Source organism: Acinetobacter lwoffii, assembly GCF_022809915.1.
Classification (GTDB): domain Bacteria; phylum Pseudomonadota; class Gammaproteobacteria; order Pseudomonadales; family Moraxellaceae; genus Acinetobacter; species Acinetobacter lwoffii_M.
In genome coordinates, this window is sequence record NZ_JALGQY010000016.1 from 1 (window position 1) to 14,545 (window position 14,545).

Below are 14,545 nucleotides of genomic sequence, written 5' to 3' on the forward strand. Positions count from 1 at the left end.
AGTGAAACCTCTTAGCGCTGATGGTAGTGTGGGGTTACCCATGTGAGAGTAAGTCATCGCCAGCTCATTATTCGAAAATCCCCCTCGGCCAAAGCAGAGGGGGATTTTTTTGTGCGTGGAATTTTAGATAAGATATTTAACATATCTATATCTCAAAGTTGATCAGATTCTTCTGAGACAGAGAATTCCTGTTAATTTGTTTGACCTATTGGGATCTCTGTAAAACTAGCGCTATAAGAGTTTACAAGCTGATCTTATAAACCTTACAAAATAAAAAACCAGCGAATCGCTGGTTTTTTATTGCAGACTATTTTAGCTGAATATATATATCATGGCTGAGATTAATAGGTTGTAGGTATACTTTCATGGTAAAAACTTTAATGGACACAATTAGCGATTACTATTTACCAAATATTAAATAAAATAGCCTAAGTATGGTTAAATTAATTCTCTTTATTCAGTCATTAGAGAGAGTCTTTTAGCATTTTTTTATGCTGTTTTACTTGGTTGGCATAACGTTTACCTTGTTTACGCATTTTACGATTATTTTCATAACCTGACGGACCTACATTATAATAGGCAAGCGCTTTCTTCCAGTCACCGGATGATTGATTATATTTAGAAAGAATATATGTACCACATTGGATATTACTGCTTTCATTGTATAAATCACCTGGGCAGGTTTGTTGCCAATATCTTGGAATCACTTGCATCAAGCCTACCGCACCTGCTGGCGAAGTTGCTTGGCTACGATAAGTAGATTCCTGATGAATCACAGCCGCCACTAGGAGCGGATCTACACCTTGATTTTGTGCATGTTGAACAATTAAAGGTGAAACACGATTAGCTGTACTGGATGGGGTGGAGTAAGCAGTTTGAATGCCTTTAGATAATTTAGCTGCGCGCTTTTCTACCGAGCCTCCGCCCAAAGATGAGCAACCCGCAAAAAGAAAAGTGCTCAATAAAATAGAAGAAAATTTAAAAGAATGAGAATTAAATAGTGAACGTTTAGATTTAATTGGATTTAATAGATGAGAAAAAAACAAACTGTGAATTCCATGCCTGAATAAACGTATTTCGATGTTAGGCAGCCTATATACAAGAGTCAAGCTCGCTGCTGATGAAAGCACTTTATTAATGTACAAACTTTATCTATCTACTAAAAAATCTCTAAGTTGAAAGGTTTTTTAGCATCCAGATTTCACAGGCTTCACTATGTCCGGTATTGCCTTCAGGGTGATCAAGGTGCTGAAAACCTAATTTTTCATAGAGTTTCACCGCTTGCCAAAGCGCTTTAGTTGTTTCTAGATAGACTGACTTAATCTGATGAGTCTGTGCAAATTCAAAGGATAATTCTAAAATTTTTTTGGCAAAACCTTGCTGACGAATTTCAGGTAAAAAGTACATTTTCTGAATTTCTAAAATAGTTGCATTACCTTTTAATGGCGCAATTCCACCACCACCGTAAATTTTATTTTGTTGATCCACAATAACCCAGTAAGCTGATTCCGGTTGCTGATAAACTTGATATAGTTCATCTAGAATAGAATCACCTACGGCAAAACCAGATTCTGCTGCCAGTCCAAACTCTTGGGAAACACCACGAATAATGCTTGCAATTTGAGCATTATCTTCAGGCTGAATGGGACGAATAGAGTACATATTAGACTGATTTTATTTTGAAAAAACGATGAATTTTTATAACGCTAAATGCTTAAAAAAGCCATCGTTTATTCAATTTAGATAAGTTTAATTCGCTATTTAATGAGCAATCATTATTTTAATTCGCTCGATGATTTTCCTAATTCCCGACGGGCAATAATCAGTTGCTGAATTTGCTGGGTGCCTTCAAAAATATCCAGAATCTTGGAATCACGCGCCCATTTTTCCAAAAGTTCAGTTTCGTTATAACCAATGGCTGCTGCCAGTTCGACACATTTTAAGGTAATTTCATTATCGATCCGACCGGCCTTGGCTTTGGCAATAGATGCTTCACGTGAATTTGGTTTGTGATTATCGGCCATCCAGGCGGCTTTCAGCATCAGCAAGCGTGCTGCTTCCCATTCAGCTTCCATATGATAGATTTGTGCTGCGATATTAGAGCTTTGTAAATACGGTGTGGCATAAGTGGAGTCCAGCTGATCCTTAAAAATCTCCTTGATGCGTTCCAGCGAGGCTTTCGCACAACCAATCGCCATGGCGGCGACCAGCGGGCGAGTATTATCAAAGGTTTCCATCACGCCAGCAAAGCCTTTAGCAACATCGATTTCTGCATGACCGAGCAGGTTTGCTGCAGGTACTCGACAGTTGATAAAGCTAATCGTGGCAGTATCGGATGATTTAATCCCTAATTTATGTTCCAGTCGTTCAACCTTCATTCCTGGAGTACCTTTGGTCACCACAAATGATTTAATGGCTGATCGTCCCAGCTTTTTATCCAGAGTGGCCCAAACGACCACTGCATCAGCACGATCTCCGGATGTTACAAAAATCTTCTCACCATTCAGAATATAGTCATCACCGTCTTTAGTCGCAGTGGTACGAATCGCCGCAGAGTCTGAACCACAGCCTGACTCGGTAATCGCCATGGCTGCCCAAGTCCCGTGAAAACGCTGTAATTGTTCCTCATTGGCAACGGCTGCAATGGCTGAGTTTCCTAATCCTTGACGTGGCATCGAAAGTAATAAACCAGTATCGCCATAACACATTTCAATAATGCTCAGGGCGGTAGACATATTAATGCCATTTTTATTGCTGCTGTCTGCATCGCCACGTTTATTGACTGCTGCACCTGCATTCATGCCTTCACTACCTTGGTTCATGCCATCCACGACTGAAGCGAGCATGTCTAGCTCTATCGGATAAGCGTGTTCAGCCTTGTCATATTTACGTGAAATAGGGCGCAAAACATTGAGGGCAACTTCATGTGCTTGATCAATCAAAAGCTTGAATTTTTTTGGAGTTTGTAGATTCATTATTGTTCTTCTTTATGTTTTGATCAGGCATGCAAGCCAGAATGGAGAATGGCAGTGGCTCTCAGGTCTCTATACCAGCGTTCTACCGGATGTTCTTTGGTGAAACCATGACCACCCAAAATCTGTACACCATCGGTGCCGATTTTCATGGATTTTTCTGCGCAGAGCAGACGGGCCAGATAGGCTTCACGATGAAAGTTTTGTCCCGATTCAGCCAGACTAGCGGCATTCATGATCAACATTTGCATAGCGTCAATTTCAATGGCCATATCAGCAATCATAAAGGCGACACTCTGACGATGAGAAATCGGTTCGCCAAAGGCAATACGGTCATTGGCGTATTGCACACAGTATTTTTTGACTGCTTCACAGGTGCCCACCGCCATCGCACACCACATTAAATTACCCAGATCAACAAAAGCTGCATAATCAAAATCTTTATCTCCCAGACGTTGAGCTGGAGTATTTTCAAATTTGAGCGTAACGGTTTCAGTGGCCTTTAAACCCATAGCCGGCGATTTTTTCGCAGTGATGGTACTGTCGCGTTGCACCACAAAGACCTCAGCTCTGCCATCCAGATCAGCACTGACCAGATACAGATCGGCACTTTCTCCCAAGAGCACTAAGGTCTTTTCACCCAGAATTAGATAATGTCCCTGATGTGCAACAGCCTTGGTTTTAAGTTGCTCCGGGTTAAACGCTGCTGTTTTTTCCTGTACTGCAAAGGTGGCCTTTAACTCAGGATTCTCTGCGAAAGCGCCCAGATATTCTGCCTGAATCTGCTCTGAGCCCCAGCGGGTAATGGCGTTAATGACACTAAAAGTCGAAAGTAAGCCAGCCGTCAGACTGAAATCACCCTGAGCCAAATGTTGAGCGATTAAAATATTGCTGACGATATTCTGTTCCGATGCAACGCCCCCCAATGCTTCAGGCAGGGCATAGAAATTCAAACCTAAATCAGTGCTGTATTGCGAGAGTTCATGGGGAAATAATTCATGCTGATCTGCATTATGCGCCAAGGGATACAGCACCTCTTGGGCAAATTGCTGCATGGCATTACAGGTCATTTGCTGCTCTTCAGTCAGGTTTAGATCAAATAAGGATTTAGACTGATGCGGGAGACGTTGTTTTTGAATCTTCTGGCCAGATTTCAGGATTTTCTGGGTTTGACTCAGTGTTTTGAATCCTGCTTTTGAACTTTGATAAAGCGATTTTTCAACAAATTTACGCAGTTTTAATTGGTCTAATACTTCGCTACCCGCGATTTTGGTCAGTATGGACAAGCCAAATCCTTGGGCTTTATTTACCATATTATTCATTCTGATTATCCTAAAGGTGTTGTCACGTCATTTTTTTTAATACTGACATGCACTCAGAGATAAAACCATGTCATCCCTGACACAAATGATTGACAATTTTTAGGTTTCGGGGATTGAAGAAATGGAGGAATAAATTAATGAAAAATAAAAGAAAGATAAAAATATAAAAAATCGAATATGTCTAAAAATTGACCCGAATGACAAAATCATCCGGGTCTTTTTGATGCAGATTTTATTTTAAGAGAGATGATGTCTAATCATGGCACGCACATTGGTTTTGGCATCAATCACGGTCATAAAAGTATAGGCACCAATAAATTTACGGCTAATAAACATAAATTCTTTGGGTGGAACACTGAAATAACGTGAAGCCATAGATCTCGATGCCTGTTGCATCACACGGCTATGTAGCTGGCTTTTTTTCCAGTCATAGCGATTATGTTCATCCATGATGCCAGCTGGCAATTCTTGATTATTTAGCGGTGAACTAAACGCTTCGGTGGCCAGTAAAAAGACTTTGGCCATATCCGGTTTGATGCTTTGCGGAATCGAATCAAAAAACTCATAACCAGTCATCGCCTTGACCATCATATCCGAGTCATGATGATAGCCTGCCTGGATCAGGTTACGCGCAACACTGAGCAGATGCTGGTCAAACTGGCGGATCGCGCCAAAGTCGAGCAGAATGATCTTGTCGTGCACATCTGCGCCATTGCCCAGACGAACCAGATAATTACCAAAGTTCGGATCGGTTTGCATCTCGCCCCATTCGAAGATTTCACGCACTGCAATTTCCAGTGACGCTTCACCTAACAGGTTGCGGCGTTCTTGGGGCAAGGATAACATTACCGGGCTATTGATCGGCACACCACGTTCAAAAGTCATGCATAGCACACGATCTGAGCAATATTCATTAATAATGGTTGGGACGATATAACGAGGATCATCTTTTAAACGCGCCGCAAAACGACGCGTGGTATCTGCTTCAATCTGATAATTTACTTCACGGTGCATCATCTCACGGACTTCATCGAACCACTGGTCGAATTCGCGGGTCTGCGGCACGATGCGAGTCAATTTCAGCATGTTTTTAAACAGGCTCATATCCGAATCAATGGCTTCTGCCACACCCGGATACTGAATTTTTAACACCAGTTCCATGCCATCAGATTTTCGGGTAGCGCGATGTACCTGTGCCAAAGAAGCTGTGCCCAAAGGTTCATGATCAATGGTGAGATCGTCGAGTTTTGAACCGAGTTGTTGCTGTAACTGGGTCTTGATGGCTGGCCATGCCAATGCCACCGTCTGATTGTTCAGGGTATTTAGAGCTTGAGTGACTTCTTCTGGCAGAAAATGCTCACCATACAGTGCCATCATCTGGCCAATTTTAACGATAGACCCTTTCAGCTTGCCAATTTCTGCTACCAGATAATCGGCCTGTTCTTTCATGGCTTTTTTACGTTTCTTTTCTTTTTCTTCTTCGCTTGAGAATATGGAGCTTGCACTAGAAGCTGCCCAACGCGTGCCTGCCAGCAAGGATGCCTTTGCGATCGATAAGCGTCGATCCATAGAGGAGGTTTTCAGTTGTTTAAGCTTATCGTTCTGATCTGACATGTAAACTCGATCCTTTCATCATCAGCATGAAGCAGAATAAATCATTGTAAGGGATAGTAGCGTTTCTGCACGTATTAAAAAAGTTTAAGCCGCTGAATTCATAGTAAAAGCTAGGCAAGCTTTCATTTATTCACCAACTTGTATCAGTTTAGACAGGGCATTATGCCATTTGAAATTGGATTTTTAATTCAGATCGTTGTTGTAACTGTTGTTTATTTGTTTGAATATGTTGATGAATCAGGCGCTGTACGCTGTCATGCATAAAGCCCAAAGCATAGCCTTTTACAATCACAATACTAGGCAAGCCAAAAAACAGATATTTGGCATCTTCCAGTGTCGCATCGGTAAATACGCCATGCTGCATTAAGGTCGACTGCAAAAATACCTTTTCTTGCTGCACCTGACTGGAGGCTTGATCATTCCAGTAATTCTGGCGCATCGCCATAAGATTATTGTGCTTATAGCTCATAGATCTGGGCTCATTTGAAGATTGAATGCGGATTATATGTGGGTCATGGGCCAATTTTCAATTGTGCAACTGTTTAATCTTTCAGTCCGAGAAAGGCATAGGATTTTTGTCCGGACTGCGTTAATATCAGTGGATAATTTAAACAATATTGATTGTTAAACATTTATTGGGATTGTACCGGTTTCGGTCAAGGGGAAGTTATGCGTCTTGCATGGTTTTTAGTTGCAATTTTTGCGGGTACTGCGGTTCAGACACAAGCTGCTGTTGGGTATTCTAAGGAATATACACAGTGCATGAATTTTAGTTATGGTAATACACCCAAAGCTGAAAAATGCTTGGAAAAAGAGCTGAAATTTCATAATAAACGTTTGAAGAAAAACTATAAAACTTATCTTAAATTGAATCCGAATCAGACTGCAGTTATCCGCAGTCAGCATGTATTGTGGGAGCGTAAACTGGCCCAGCAATGTAACTTTAGAATGTCAGGAAAATATGCCAAGCAGCAACAGGGTCAATGTATGCTGGCTTTGATCATGGATCAGGCCAATCTTTATCAATCCCGCTCTTATGCGTCCGGGTTCCGATAAATCATCATAGTATTAGCATCGACATTTAACAGAAACATCCCTGAATAAAGTAAACATTTATCTGAATAATCGCTCACAAATACAGGAGTTTTATAATTTTTGTGGGCATAGAGAATTCGTGTTTTTCATGCTTTTAGCATTATAAAAGCAGGCAAAACAAGGTATCATAAGGCGTTTAAAAAAATGACCTTGGAGACGCCTTAAGTGGATCGACCGACTATTAGCCCTGAACATATGCAGGAAGCCGCTGAAAATTTAACCACCATTCGTGATTTTATTCGTTTTGGTGTGACAGCATTACGTCAATACGATGCACATTTGGGCCAAGGCACAGAAGATTATTTTGCTGAAAGTTCAGCGCTAGTGCTGCAAACCCTGTCACTAGAATGGAAAGCGGACGCTGAAATTTTAGATGCCAAATTATTGCCAAGTGAAAAAGCCGAATTTTTAAGTCTGCTGGAACGCCGTATTAATGAAAAAGTACCGACTTCATATTTATTGAACCTGGCTTACTTTGACGGCAAACCCTACTATGTTGATGAGCGTGTGCTGATTCCACGTTCACCGATTGCTGAACTGATTCAAAACCGTTTCGCCCCGTATTGCCTGGGCGAACATGGTCAAATGGGTGAAGCGGTGAATAACTTGCCGGAAAACCCGAATCCGAAGACACCACAACGCATTCTAGATATGTGTACCGGTTCCGGCTGTATCGCAATTGCCTTGGCTTATGCTTTCCCTGAAGCGGAAGTAGATGCCACCGATATTTCTAAAGAAGCATTGGAAGTTGCGCAAATCAATACTGAGCATCATGACAAGCAATATCAGATCGCATTACTTGAATCGGATTTGTTCGAAAAAATTCCAGCCGAAAATCAATACGATTTAATCGTATCTAATCCGCCGTATGTCGATGCGGAAGATATGGCTGATTTGCCTGAGGAATTCCATCATGAGCCTGAACTTGCGCTTGCTGCAGGTCAGGATGGTCTGGATCTGGTGCGTAAAATGCTGGCTCAAGCTGCAGATTATCTGACTGAGAATGGCCTGATCGTGATTGAAGTGGGTAACTCAGAATGGGCAATGCGCCAAAACTTTAATTCAGTCGATTTCTACTGGTTACAATTCCAGAAAGGTGGTACTGGTATCTTTGCATTGACTGCAGAGCAATGCCGTACTTACCGCGATTTATTTATTCAGTCTATTCAAGCATAAGGAGTCGTTTGACATGGCAGGTAATAGTATAGGGCAACTGTTCCGTGTAACGACTTGTGGTGAATCTCACGGTGTTGGCCTGATGGCAATCATCGATGGGGTTCCACCCGGCATTGAGCTGACTGAAGCTGATTTGCAAAAAGATCTGGACCGTCGTAAGCCGGGTACATCGAAATTTGCAACCCAGCGTAAAGAACCCGATGAAGTAGAAATTATTTCCGGTGTGTTTGAGGGTAAAACGACCGGTACTTCAATTGGTTTGTTAATTCGTAATACGGATCAAAAATCGAAAGACTACGGCAATATCGCACAAACTTTCCGCCCGGGTCATGCTGACTATACCTATACCCAAAAGTATGGTTTCCGTGATTATCGTGGTGGCGGCCGTTCAAGTGCGCGTGAAACGGCAATGCGTGTTGCAGCGGGTGCCATTGCCAAGAAATTCCTTTTTGAGAAATTTGGTATTGAGATTCGCGGTCATGTAACCCAAATCGGTAAAGAAAAAGCAGAAAAACTGGACTGGAATGAAGTTCCAAACAATCCGTTTTTCTGTGGTGACGTGGATGCAGTACCACGTTTTGAAGCGCTGGTCACGTCTTTGCGTGAGCAAGGCACCAGTTGTGGCGCTAAACTCGAGATCATTGCATCTAAAGTACCTGTGGGTTGGGGCGAGCCTGTATTTGACCGTTTAGATGCAGATATTGCCCATGCCATGATGTCGATTAATGCCGTTAAAGGTGTAGAAATCGGTGATGGCTTTGGCGTCGCTGAACAGTTTGGTCATGAAAGCCGTGATGAACTCACCACAGAAGGCTTCCTGGCCAATCATGCTGGCGGTATTCTAGGTGGTATTTCTAGCGGTCAGGACATTCGTGTTGCGATTGCCTTGAAGCCAACTGCGTCTATTACCACGCCGTGTAAAACCATCAATATTGAGCGTGAAGATACTGATGTACTGACCAAAGGCCGTCATGATCCTTGCGTGGGCGTGCGTGCAACCCCGATTGCTGAAGCGATGCTGGCGATTGTGCTCATGGATCATTTCATGCGTCACCGTGCGCAAAATGCCGATGTTGTTGCGCCATTTGCACCGATTGAACCTAAATAATTTGCTTTAACTTTAAAGTGAAATTGTTTTAAAGTCAGACTTCGGTCTGACTTTTTTATTTATAAAATGAATCACTATAAAAATATACGATTGGCAAGCAAGGCTGATATTCAGCAACTTACCATACTGATTAATACAGCTTATCGTACTCTGGATGGATGGACGACTGAGGCAGGAATGATCCAAGGTGATCGTATTCAAGAAAAACAGTTATATGACTTGCTCAATTTAGAAAATTTTCAGCTCTTTGTGTTGGAAATTGATAATAAGCTTCTTGGTTGTATTGGCGTGAGCTTAGGACAGCAAGTAGCAGAGATTGGAAGCTTTGCTGTTGCACCTGCTGAGCAAAACTCGGGTTATGGCAAGCAATTATTGGACTTTGCCGAATCCCATATTTTCGAAATATTTAAGAAGAAAGTGATTCAGATGTCAGTATTAAATGTCCGTATTGAACTGCTGGCATATTATCAGCGCCGTGGCTATCAGCTGACTGAAAAGATTGAAGCATATCCACTGGGTCAAAATGTCGGAGAACCGTTGATTCCGTTACATTTGCTGATTTTAGAAAAAATCAGCAAATCAATATGATTAGTTGATGAAAATTCAAGCTTTTTGCCACTTAAATTGAGTAGTGGGAAAGCTCCTGAACATGCTAAGTTTTCTGTTCAGTCTAAGTGACTTAAGATTAGGCAGAAAACAGACCAGGATGTCATATGCTGCATATTATTTTAACTTCTTTATTTCCTCTCATCGGACTGATCAGCTTTGGCTATTTACTTAAGCGCAGGCAATGGTTGAGTGATGATTTCTGGCGAGGCGCAGAAAAGTTAAATTATTATGCACTGTTTCCAGTGATGCTATTTTTAAATCTGGCCACTGCCAAGATTCAAATGGCAGTCATTGAAGATGTGGTGCTGGTTGTATTTAGCATTATGGCTGTGGTCAGTATTGCATTGTATATTTTGCGTCATATTTACCAGATATCTTATGCGCGTTTCGGCGTGTATGTCCAAGGTTTACTACGCTTTAACACCTATATTGGCCTTGCTGCTGTCAGTGCCTTATTTCAGCAGCAGGGTATGACTATTTTCGCGGTGATCATGGTGCTGTGTATTCCTTTGGTGAATGTCTTATCGGTACTGGCATTTACCCGTAATCACGAAATGCAGCTCACCAAAATTATTCTCGGCTTGGCTAAAAACCCATTAATTCTGGGCTGTATTGTCGGTGGTTTATTTAATCTTTCCGGTTTGTCACTCTGGACTGGAACAGAGCAGTTCCTTAAACAGATTGCACTGTGCAGTTTGCCGCTCGGTTTGATGTGTGTGGGAGCAGCCTTACAGTTTCAGGGTTTTCAGCGTGATGTATTGCCACTCAGCCTGATAACCTTTGGTCGCCTGTTCGGAATGCCGCTGATTGCATTTTTAGTGTGTAAAATTTTCCAGATTGATGCATTAACTACTCAGGTATTGGTCTTGTTCTTTGCACTTCCTACCGCCTCAGCTTCGTATGTCTTAACCCGGGTGTATGGTGGCGATAGTGAGTTAATGGCTAGTATTATCAGTGTACAAACAGTGGTCGCAGCAGGAAGCTTAGTACTGATGCTTTCTTGGATTATCTAAAATTCTAGAATAAATGATAAAAGTCTAAATTTTGCTTTGGATGACATATACTTTGAATTATTAAAATAGCCTAAGCAAATGTTGAGTTCTATTTAAGCGCCAAAATTAAATAAGTTCTGGAATTTTATAAAGGATAGAACTTGCTCATTTTACTTAGGACAGCAAAATCTAAAAATTTGATATCTAGGCAATATCCTCCATCACCCATGTATGCTCTTAATTAAAAAGAATCACAGATAAATTCACGTGAATTAACATAAATAAAAACTGTGTTTTTCCTAAAAATGGTATATAAATTGCTCATGATAATAAAACATTATTGCAGGAGAGAGATGCTTCTGCATTCGCCGAAGGAGCAAGTTCCCAGGAAACTCTCAGGCAAAAGGACTGTGATAATGGATAAAAACTCTGGAGAGAAGTGTTCAATCACTCACCGAAGGGGAAGGTGGCCGCATTGATGTGCAATGTATCTACCGAAGCTCTCAGGTACACATGACAGATGGGAAAAGACATCAATATAATCAAGGAGGTGTCTATGCGTCATGTCGTGGTGATTGGGGCCGGTATTACCGGAGTAACCACAGCTTATGAGCTGGCACAATCAGGCTATCAAGTGACTGTGGTTGATCGGCATCTTTATCCGGCAATGGAAACATCCTTTGCCAATGGCGGCCAGCTTTCTGCCTGTAATGCCGAAGTATGGAACCAGAAAGCCACGGTACTCAAAGGCATCAAATGGATGTCACAAAAAACCGCACCACTTTTGCTCAATCCTTCTTTCAGTGTGCATAAATACAGCTGGCTCATGGAATTTCTGGGCAATATCAAACATTATGAAGCCAATACCCGAGAGACTGTACGGCTGGCTTTACTGGCAAGAGCACGCTTATTTGAAATTGCCGAAACAGAAAATATTGATTTCAATTTAGAAAAACGTGGAATTTTACATTTTTATCATAACAAAACGGATTATGATGTTGCGATCAAAGTCAATGATCTGTTGTGTAGCGGTGGTCTGGAGCGCAATGCAATTTCCAATGCAGAAATTAAGCAGATCGAACCTGCATTAACTGGCGATTATTATGCGGGATTTTACTGTCAGAGCGATGCCACCGGGGATATTCATAAATTTAGTACTGGTCTGGCCAAAGCCTGTATGCAAAAAGGTGTGAAATTCGAATTTGGTCAAGATGTTTTCGCTGTTGATCATCAGGCTCAGAATATTCGGGTTAAATGCAAACCCAGTACTGAAAATGTCAATTCCTCTCCAGATGATATTCTAGAAATTAATGCAGATGCCATAGTGGTCTGTGCAGGGGTTGGCAGTTATCAACTGGCTGAGATTCTTGGTGAACGGGTCAATGTTTATCCAGTCAAAGGCTACTCGATTACCGTGCAACTCAATGATGAGCAGAGCCAGAACAACGCACCTTGGGTCAGTCTGCTAGATGAAAGCGCCAAAATTGTCTTGTCACGTCTAGGCAAGGATCGTTTGCGTGTTGCAGGAACAGCCGAGTTTAATGGCTATAACCGAGATATTCGTGCTGACCGGATTCAACCTTTAATTGACTGGACCAATCGTAATTTTGACCTGTGTACTGAGCATGTGGTGCCTTGGGCGGGCTTACGCCCAATGATGCCAAATATGATGCCTGTGGTACGCCGTGGCAAACATGAGCGGGTCTTTTACAATACCGGGCATGGTCATCTGGGCTGGACTTTATCAGCTGCAACGGCTGCAATGATCAGTCAGGAAATTGCGCAATACTATCCTGCTTAAATTGATAGCCCGCTTGCGGGCTATTTTTTACACCAAAAATCTCATTTTATATAACGATAAATTATAATATTTTTCAAAATAAATCAATCATATAGTCGATAAATACCGGTAAAACGATCACAGCCTTTTTGCTGGCTACTGACCGCTAAAATGGCTTTACTATAGTTAAACTCATAGCGGCAGTCATTTTCGTTATCGGTGATCTGGTTTTTTGTCTCAGGCGTAGTATAGGCTAAAAAAGGAATGATCTGTTTCTCGGTCCGGTTATTCGGATTACGGTAGGCTAGGCCTTCAATCTTGATCCGGTCTTTGGTCAGTTGATGAATCTTGAGATGTACAGGCTGCTTGGCGATTTGTCCCTGTTCAAACTTAATATAATGCTGGGTCAGACTTTGATTCAGTGAAATATAGACATTTAAATCATCTAAACGCCATTCAAACTGCTGTTTAAAACAGTCTAGCGTTTTGCATTGCTGTAAACGGGTCGCCCATAATTGTTGGCTATCTTGCAATAAGCGCACAGGCGCATCGGTAATCAGAAAAGCAGTAAAGTATTGGTCTGCGAGTTTTGCACGAGATTCAGCCAGCGATGCTGAGCAGACTTTATTCATGGCAGCCGTTTTTTGGCTGTCATCGCTACAGTTTAGTGTGATCGCCGAGCTACCTGTAGAAATCATCCCCAGACCGAGCATCAGGCCAATTATTTTCAACATATTTATATCAGTTTTCAGTAGCATGATCGCTTATACTTTCACTGTGTTACGCTTGGTCTAACTATAGCGAAATAGAAAGCAAGTGTACAAGATTTCAATGGGCTATTTCTAAAGGATGTATAAGGTGATTGCACAAATTCGTATTGGCCAGGGTCTGGATGTGCATGCATTTGAAGAAGGTGATTTTGTCACTCTGGCAGGCATTCAAATTCCGCATACTCACGGTCTGAAAGCACATTCGGATGGTGATGTAGTGCTGCATGCACTCTGTGATGCTTTGTTGGGTGCTTTGGCGCTCGGAGATATTGGCCAGCATTTCCCAGATACAGATCCTGAGTTTAAAGGTGCAGATAGCCGGGTATTACTCAAGCATGTTTATCAGCTAATTCTGGATCGTGGTTATCACCTGAATAATGCCGATATTACCGTGGCCTGTGAACGTCCAAAACTGGCGAAACACAATTTGGCCATGCGTCAAAGTATTGCAGATGTCTTGGATATTGATGTGACTCAAATCAGTATTAAAGCCACCACCACTGAACAGTTAGGTTTTACCGGTCGTCAGGAAGGCATTATGTCGATGGCAACCGTGCTGTTGAGCCACAGTAAATAAAATCAGGCAAAATAATTTGGATTAATCAGGGAAAGTTCCAGTTCCTGCGTTGCTTTACGACCTTGTAGCTGTAGGGCAACCGCATGCATTAAACCGGTCCAGGTTTCATTTGGTTCCCAGATCTGATGCAAGTGTTCTTGTGCTGTAGGCATATCGATATCCATATAGTACTGACGATATAAATACATCAGACAGCTGACATGGTAGTTTTGCGAACAATGTACCCAGACCATTTGCTCTTTTACCAGATGATCGATCAGATCCAGTACCAGCAGGCATTGATTGTCTGATGGGGTTTCCCAGGAAATCGGAACCTGAATATAGTTCAGTCCCAGCTCAAGGCAAATTTTATCTTCATGCGGCAGATACTGTTCGCTATCGGTCAGCGCCACATTGATGACTGTAGATACACCGTATTCTTTCATCAGCTGTAATTGGGTAGTGGTCGGTTGACCGGAGCTAAACAGATGTTCGTGTATGAACTGAAAATTCTCAATCTGGCTTAATGCCGTTTCAATATCATTCATCAG

Annotated in this window: 15 protein-coding genes and 1 riboswitch; of the genes, 7 read left to right on the plus strand and 8 right to left on the minus strand. The window is 42.0% G+C overall.

The window, feature by feature from the left end; translation table 11 throughout:
* Positions 1 to 464 precede the first annotated feature (464 nt).
* From MTX11_RS09575 to MTX11_RS09600, 6 genes are all read right to left on the minus strand, one after another.
* Entirely contained in the window at positions 465 to 1,046 is a 582-nt protein-coding gene (locus tag MTX11_RS09575) for a lytic transglycosylase domain-containing protein (RefSeq protein WP_086044746.1), read from the minus strand.
* 124 nt (positions 1,047 to 1,170) lie between these two features.
* A complete protein-coding gene (locus tag MTX11_RS09580) occupies positions 1,171 to 1,662 on the minus strand; it encodes a GNAT family N-acetyltransferase (protein ID WP_243474987.1) in 492 nt (163 codons plus the stop codon).
* Positions 1,663 to 1,775: 113 nt separating this feature from the next.
* A complete protein-coding gene (locus MTX11_RS09585) occupies positions 1,776 to 2,975 on the minus strand; it encodes an acyl-CoA dehydrogenase family protein (protein WP_243474988.1) in 1,200 nt (399 codons plus the stop codon).
* A gap of 23 nt (positions 2,976 to 2,998) precedes the next feature.
* A complete protein-coding gene (locus MTX11_RS09590; protein WP_171260746.1) occupies positions 2,999 to 4,285 on the minus strand; it encodes an acyl-CoA dehydrogenase family protein in 1,287 nt (428 codons plus the stop codon).
* A 246-nt stretch (positions 4,286 to 4,531) separates the two neighbouring features.
* Positions 4,532 to 5,908, minus strand: coding sequence for an ABC1 kinase family protein (locus MTX11_RS09595; RefSeq protein WP_243474989.1), 1,377 nt, complete (start codon positions 5,906 to 5,908; stop codon positions 4,532 to 4,534).
* A 160-nt stretch (positions 5,909 to 6,068) separates the two neighbouring features.
* Positions 6,069 to 6,377, minus strand: a complete 309-nt coding sequence (locus MTX11_RS09600; protein ID WP_085064442.1) for a hypothetical protein — start codon at positions 6,375 to 6,377, stop codon at positions 6,069 to 6,071.
* Between the two features lie 200 nt (positions 6,378 to 6,577).
* Here MTX11_RS09600 and MTX11_RS09605 point away from each other — a divergent pair, with 200 nt between their 5' ends.
* From MTX11_RS09605 to MTX11_RS09630, 6 genes are all read left to right on the plus strand, one after another.
* Complete coding sequence (locus MTX11_RS09605; protein WP_243474990.1) at positions 6,578 to 6,964, plus strand: DUF1311 domain-containing protein; 387 nt, start codon at positions 6,578 to 6,580, stop codon at positions 6,962 to 6,964.
* Between the two features lie 204 nt (positions 6,965 to 7,168).
* On the plus strand, positions 7,169 to 8,179 hold the full coding sequence (prmB, locus tag MTX11_RS09610; RefSeq protein ID WP_044108320.1) for a 50S ribosomal protein L3 N(5)-glutamine methyltransferase: 1,011 nt from the start codon (positions 7,169 to 7,171) through the stop codon (positions 8,177 to 8,179).
* A 13-nt stretch (positions 8,180 to 8,192) separates the two neighbouring features.
* Positions 8,193 to 9,287 carry a chorismate synthase gene (aroC, locus tag MTX11_RS09615; protein ID WP_243474991.1) on the plus strand — a complete coding sequence of 365 codons (1,095 nt, stop codon included), beginning with the start codon at positions 8,193 to 8,195 and terminating at the stop codon, positions 9,285 to 9,287.
* Between the two features lie 66 nt (positions 9,288 to 9,353).
* The gene (locus MTX11_RS09620; RefSeq protein ID WP_035341006.1) at positions 9,354 to 9,875 is read left to right on the plus strand and encodes a GNAT family N-acetyltransferase; all 522 of its coding nucleotides are present in this window, start codon (positions 9,354 to 9,356) and stop codon (positions 9,873 to 9,875) included.
* A gap of 125 nt (positions 9,876 to 10,000) precedes the next feature.
* Positions 10,001 to 10,909 (plus strand): AEC family transporter, encoded by a 909-nt coding sequence (locus tag MTX11_RS09625; protein ID WP_243474992.1) that lies wholly within the window; start codon positions 10,001 to 10,003, stop codon positions 10,907 to 10,909.
* Positions 10,910 to 11,221: 312 nt separating this feature from the next.
* Positions 11,222 to 11,309, plus strand: a riboswitch (glycine riboswitch).
* A 135-nt stretch (positions 11,310 to 11,444) separates the two neighbouring features.
* Positions 11,445 to 12,689 carry a D-amino acid dehydrogenase gene (locus MTX11_RS09630; RefSeq protein ID WP_243474993.1) on the plus strand — a complete coding sequence of 415 codons (1,245 nt, stop codon included), beginning with the start codon at positions 11,445 to 11,447 and terminating at the stop codon, positions 12,687 to 12,689.
* 83 nt (positions 12,690 to 12,772) lie between these two features.
* Here MTX11_RS09630 and MTX11_RS09635 read toward each other — a convergent pair whose 3' ends face one another.
* The gene (locus MTX11_RS09635; RefSeq protein WP_243474994.1) at positions 12,773 to 13,426 is read right to left on the minus strand and encodes an A1S_1983 family putative colistin resistance protein; all 654 of its coding nucleotides are present in this window, start codon (positions 13,424 to 13,426) and stop codon (positions 12,773 to 12,775) included.
* A gap of 100 nt (positions 13,427 to 13,526) precedes the next feature.
* Here MTX11_RS09635 and ispF point away from each other — a divergent pair, with 100 nt between their 5' ends.
* Positions 13,527 to 14,015, plus strand: a complete 489-nt coding sequence (ispF, locus tag MTX11_RS09640; protein ID WP_005266267.1) for a 2-C-methyl-D-erythritol 2,4-cyclodiphosphate synthase — start codon at positions 13,527 to 13,529, stop codon at positions 14,013 to 14,015.
* A 2-nt stretch (positions 14,016 to 14,017) separates the two neighbouring features.
* Here ispF and MTX11_RS09645 read toward each other — a convergent pair whose 3' ends face one another.
* Complete coding sequence (locus MTX11_RS09645) at positions 14,018 to 14,542, minus strand: protein tyrosine phosphatase family protein (RefSeq protein ID WP_005246137.1); 525 nt, start codon at positions 14,540 to 14,542, stop codon at positions 14,018 to 14,020.
* Positions 14,543 to 14,545 lie beyond the last annotated feature (3 nt).

What these genes read in the sequence shown, in the direction of transcription:
- MTX11_RS09620 (WP_035341006.1), top strand. Translation starts at nt 9,354, where the DNA reads ATGAATCACTATAAAAATATACGATTGGCAAGCAAGGCTGATATTCAG.
- MTX11_RS09585 (WP_243474988.1), bottom strand. Translation starts at nt 2,975, where the DNA reads ATGAATCTACAAACTCCAAAAAAATTCAAGCTTTTGATTGATCAAGCA.
- MTX11_RS09580 (WP_243474987.1), bottom strand. Translation starts at nt 1,662, where the DNA reads ATGTACTCTATTCGTCCCATTCAGCCTGAAGATAATGCTCAAATTGCA.
- aroC (WP_243474991.1), top strand. Translation starts at nt 8,193, where the DNA reads ATGGCAGGTAATAGTATAGGGCAACTGTTCCGTGTAACGACTTGTGGT.
- MTX11_RS09590 (WP_171260746.1), bottom strand. Translation starts at nt 4,285, where the DNA reads ATGGTAAATAAAGCCCAAGGATTTGGCTTGTCCATACTGACCAAAATC.
- MTX11_RS09595 (WP_243474989.1), bottom strand. Translation starts at nt 5,908, where the DNA reads ATGTCAGATCAGAACGATAAGCTTAAACAACTGAAAACCTCCTCTATG.
- MTX11_RS09630 (WP_243474993.1), top strand. Translation starts at nt 11,445, where the DNA reads ATGCGTCATGTCGTGGTGATTGGGGCCGGTATTACCGGAGTAACCACA.
- MTX11_RS09625 (WP_243474992.1), top strand. Translation starts at nt 10,001, where the DNA reads ATGCTGCATATTATTTTAACTTCTTTATTTCCTCTCATCGGACTGATC.
- MTX11_RS09600 (WP_085064442.1), bottom strand. Translation starts at nt 6,377, where the DNA reads ATGAGCTATAAGCACAATAATCTTATGGCGATGCGCCAGAATTACTGG.
- MTX11_RS09635 (WP_243474994.1), bottom strand. Translation starts at nt 13,426, where the DNA reads ATGCTACTGAAAACTGATATAAATATGTTGAAAATAATTGGCCTGATG.
- MTX11_RS09645 (WP_005246137.1), bottom strand. Translation starts at nt 14,542, where the DNA reads ATGAATGATATTGAAACGGCATTAAGCCAGATTGAGAATTTTCAGTTC.
- MTX11_RS09605 (WP_243474990.1), top strand. Translation starts at nt 6,578, where the DNA reads ATGCGTCTTGCATGGTTTTTAGTTGCAATTTTTGCGGGTACTGCGGTT.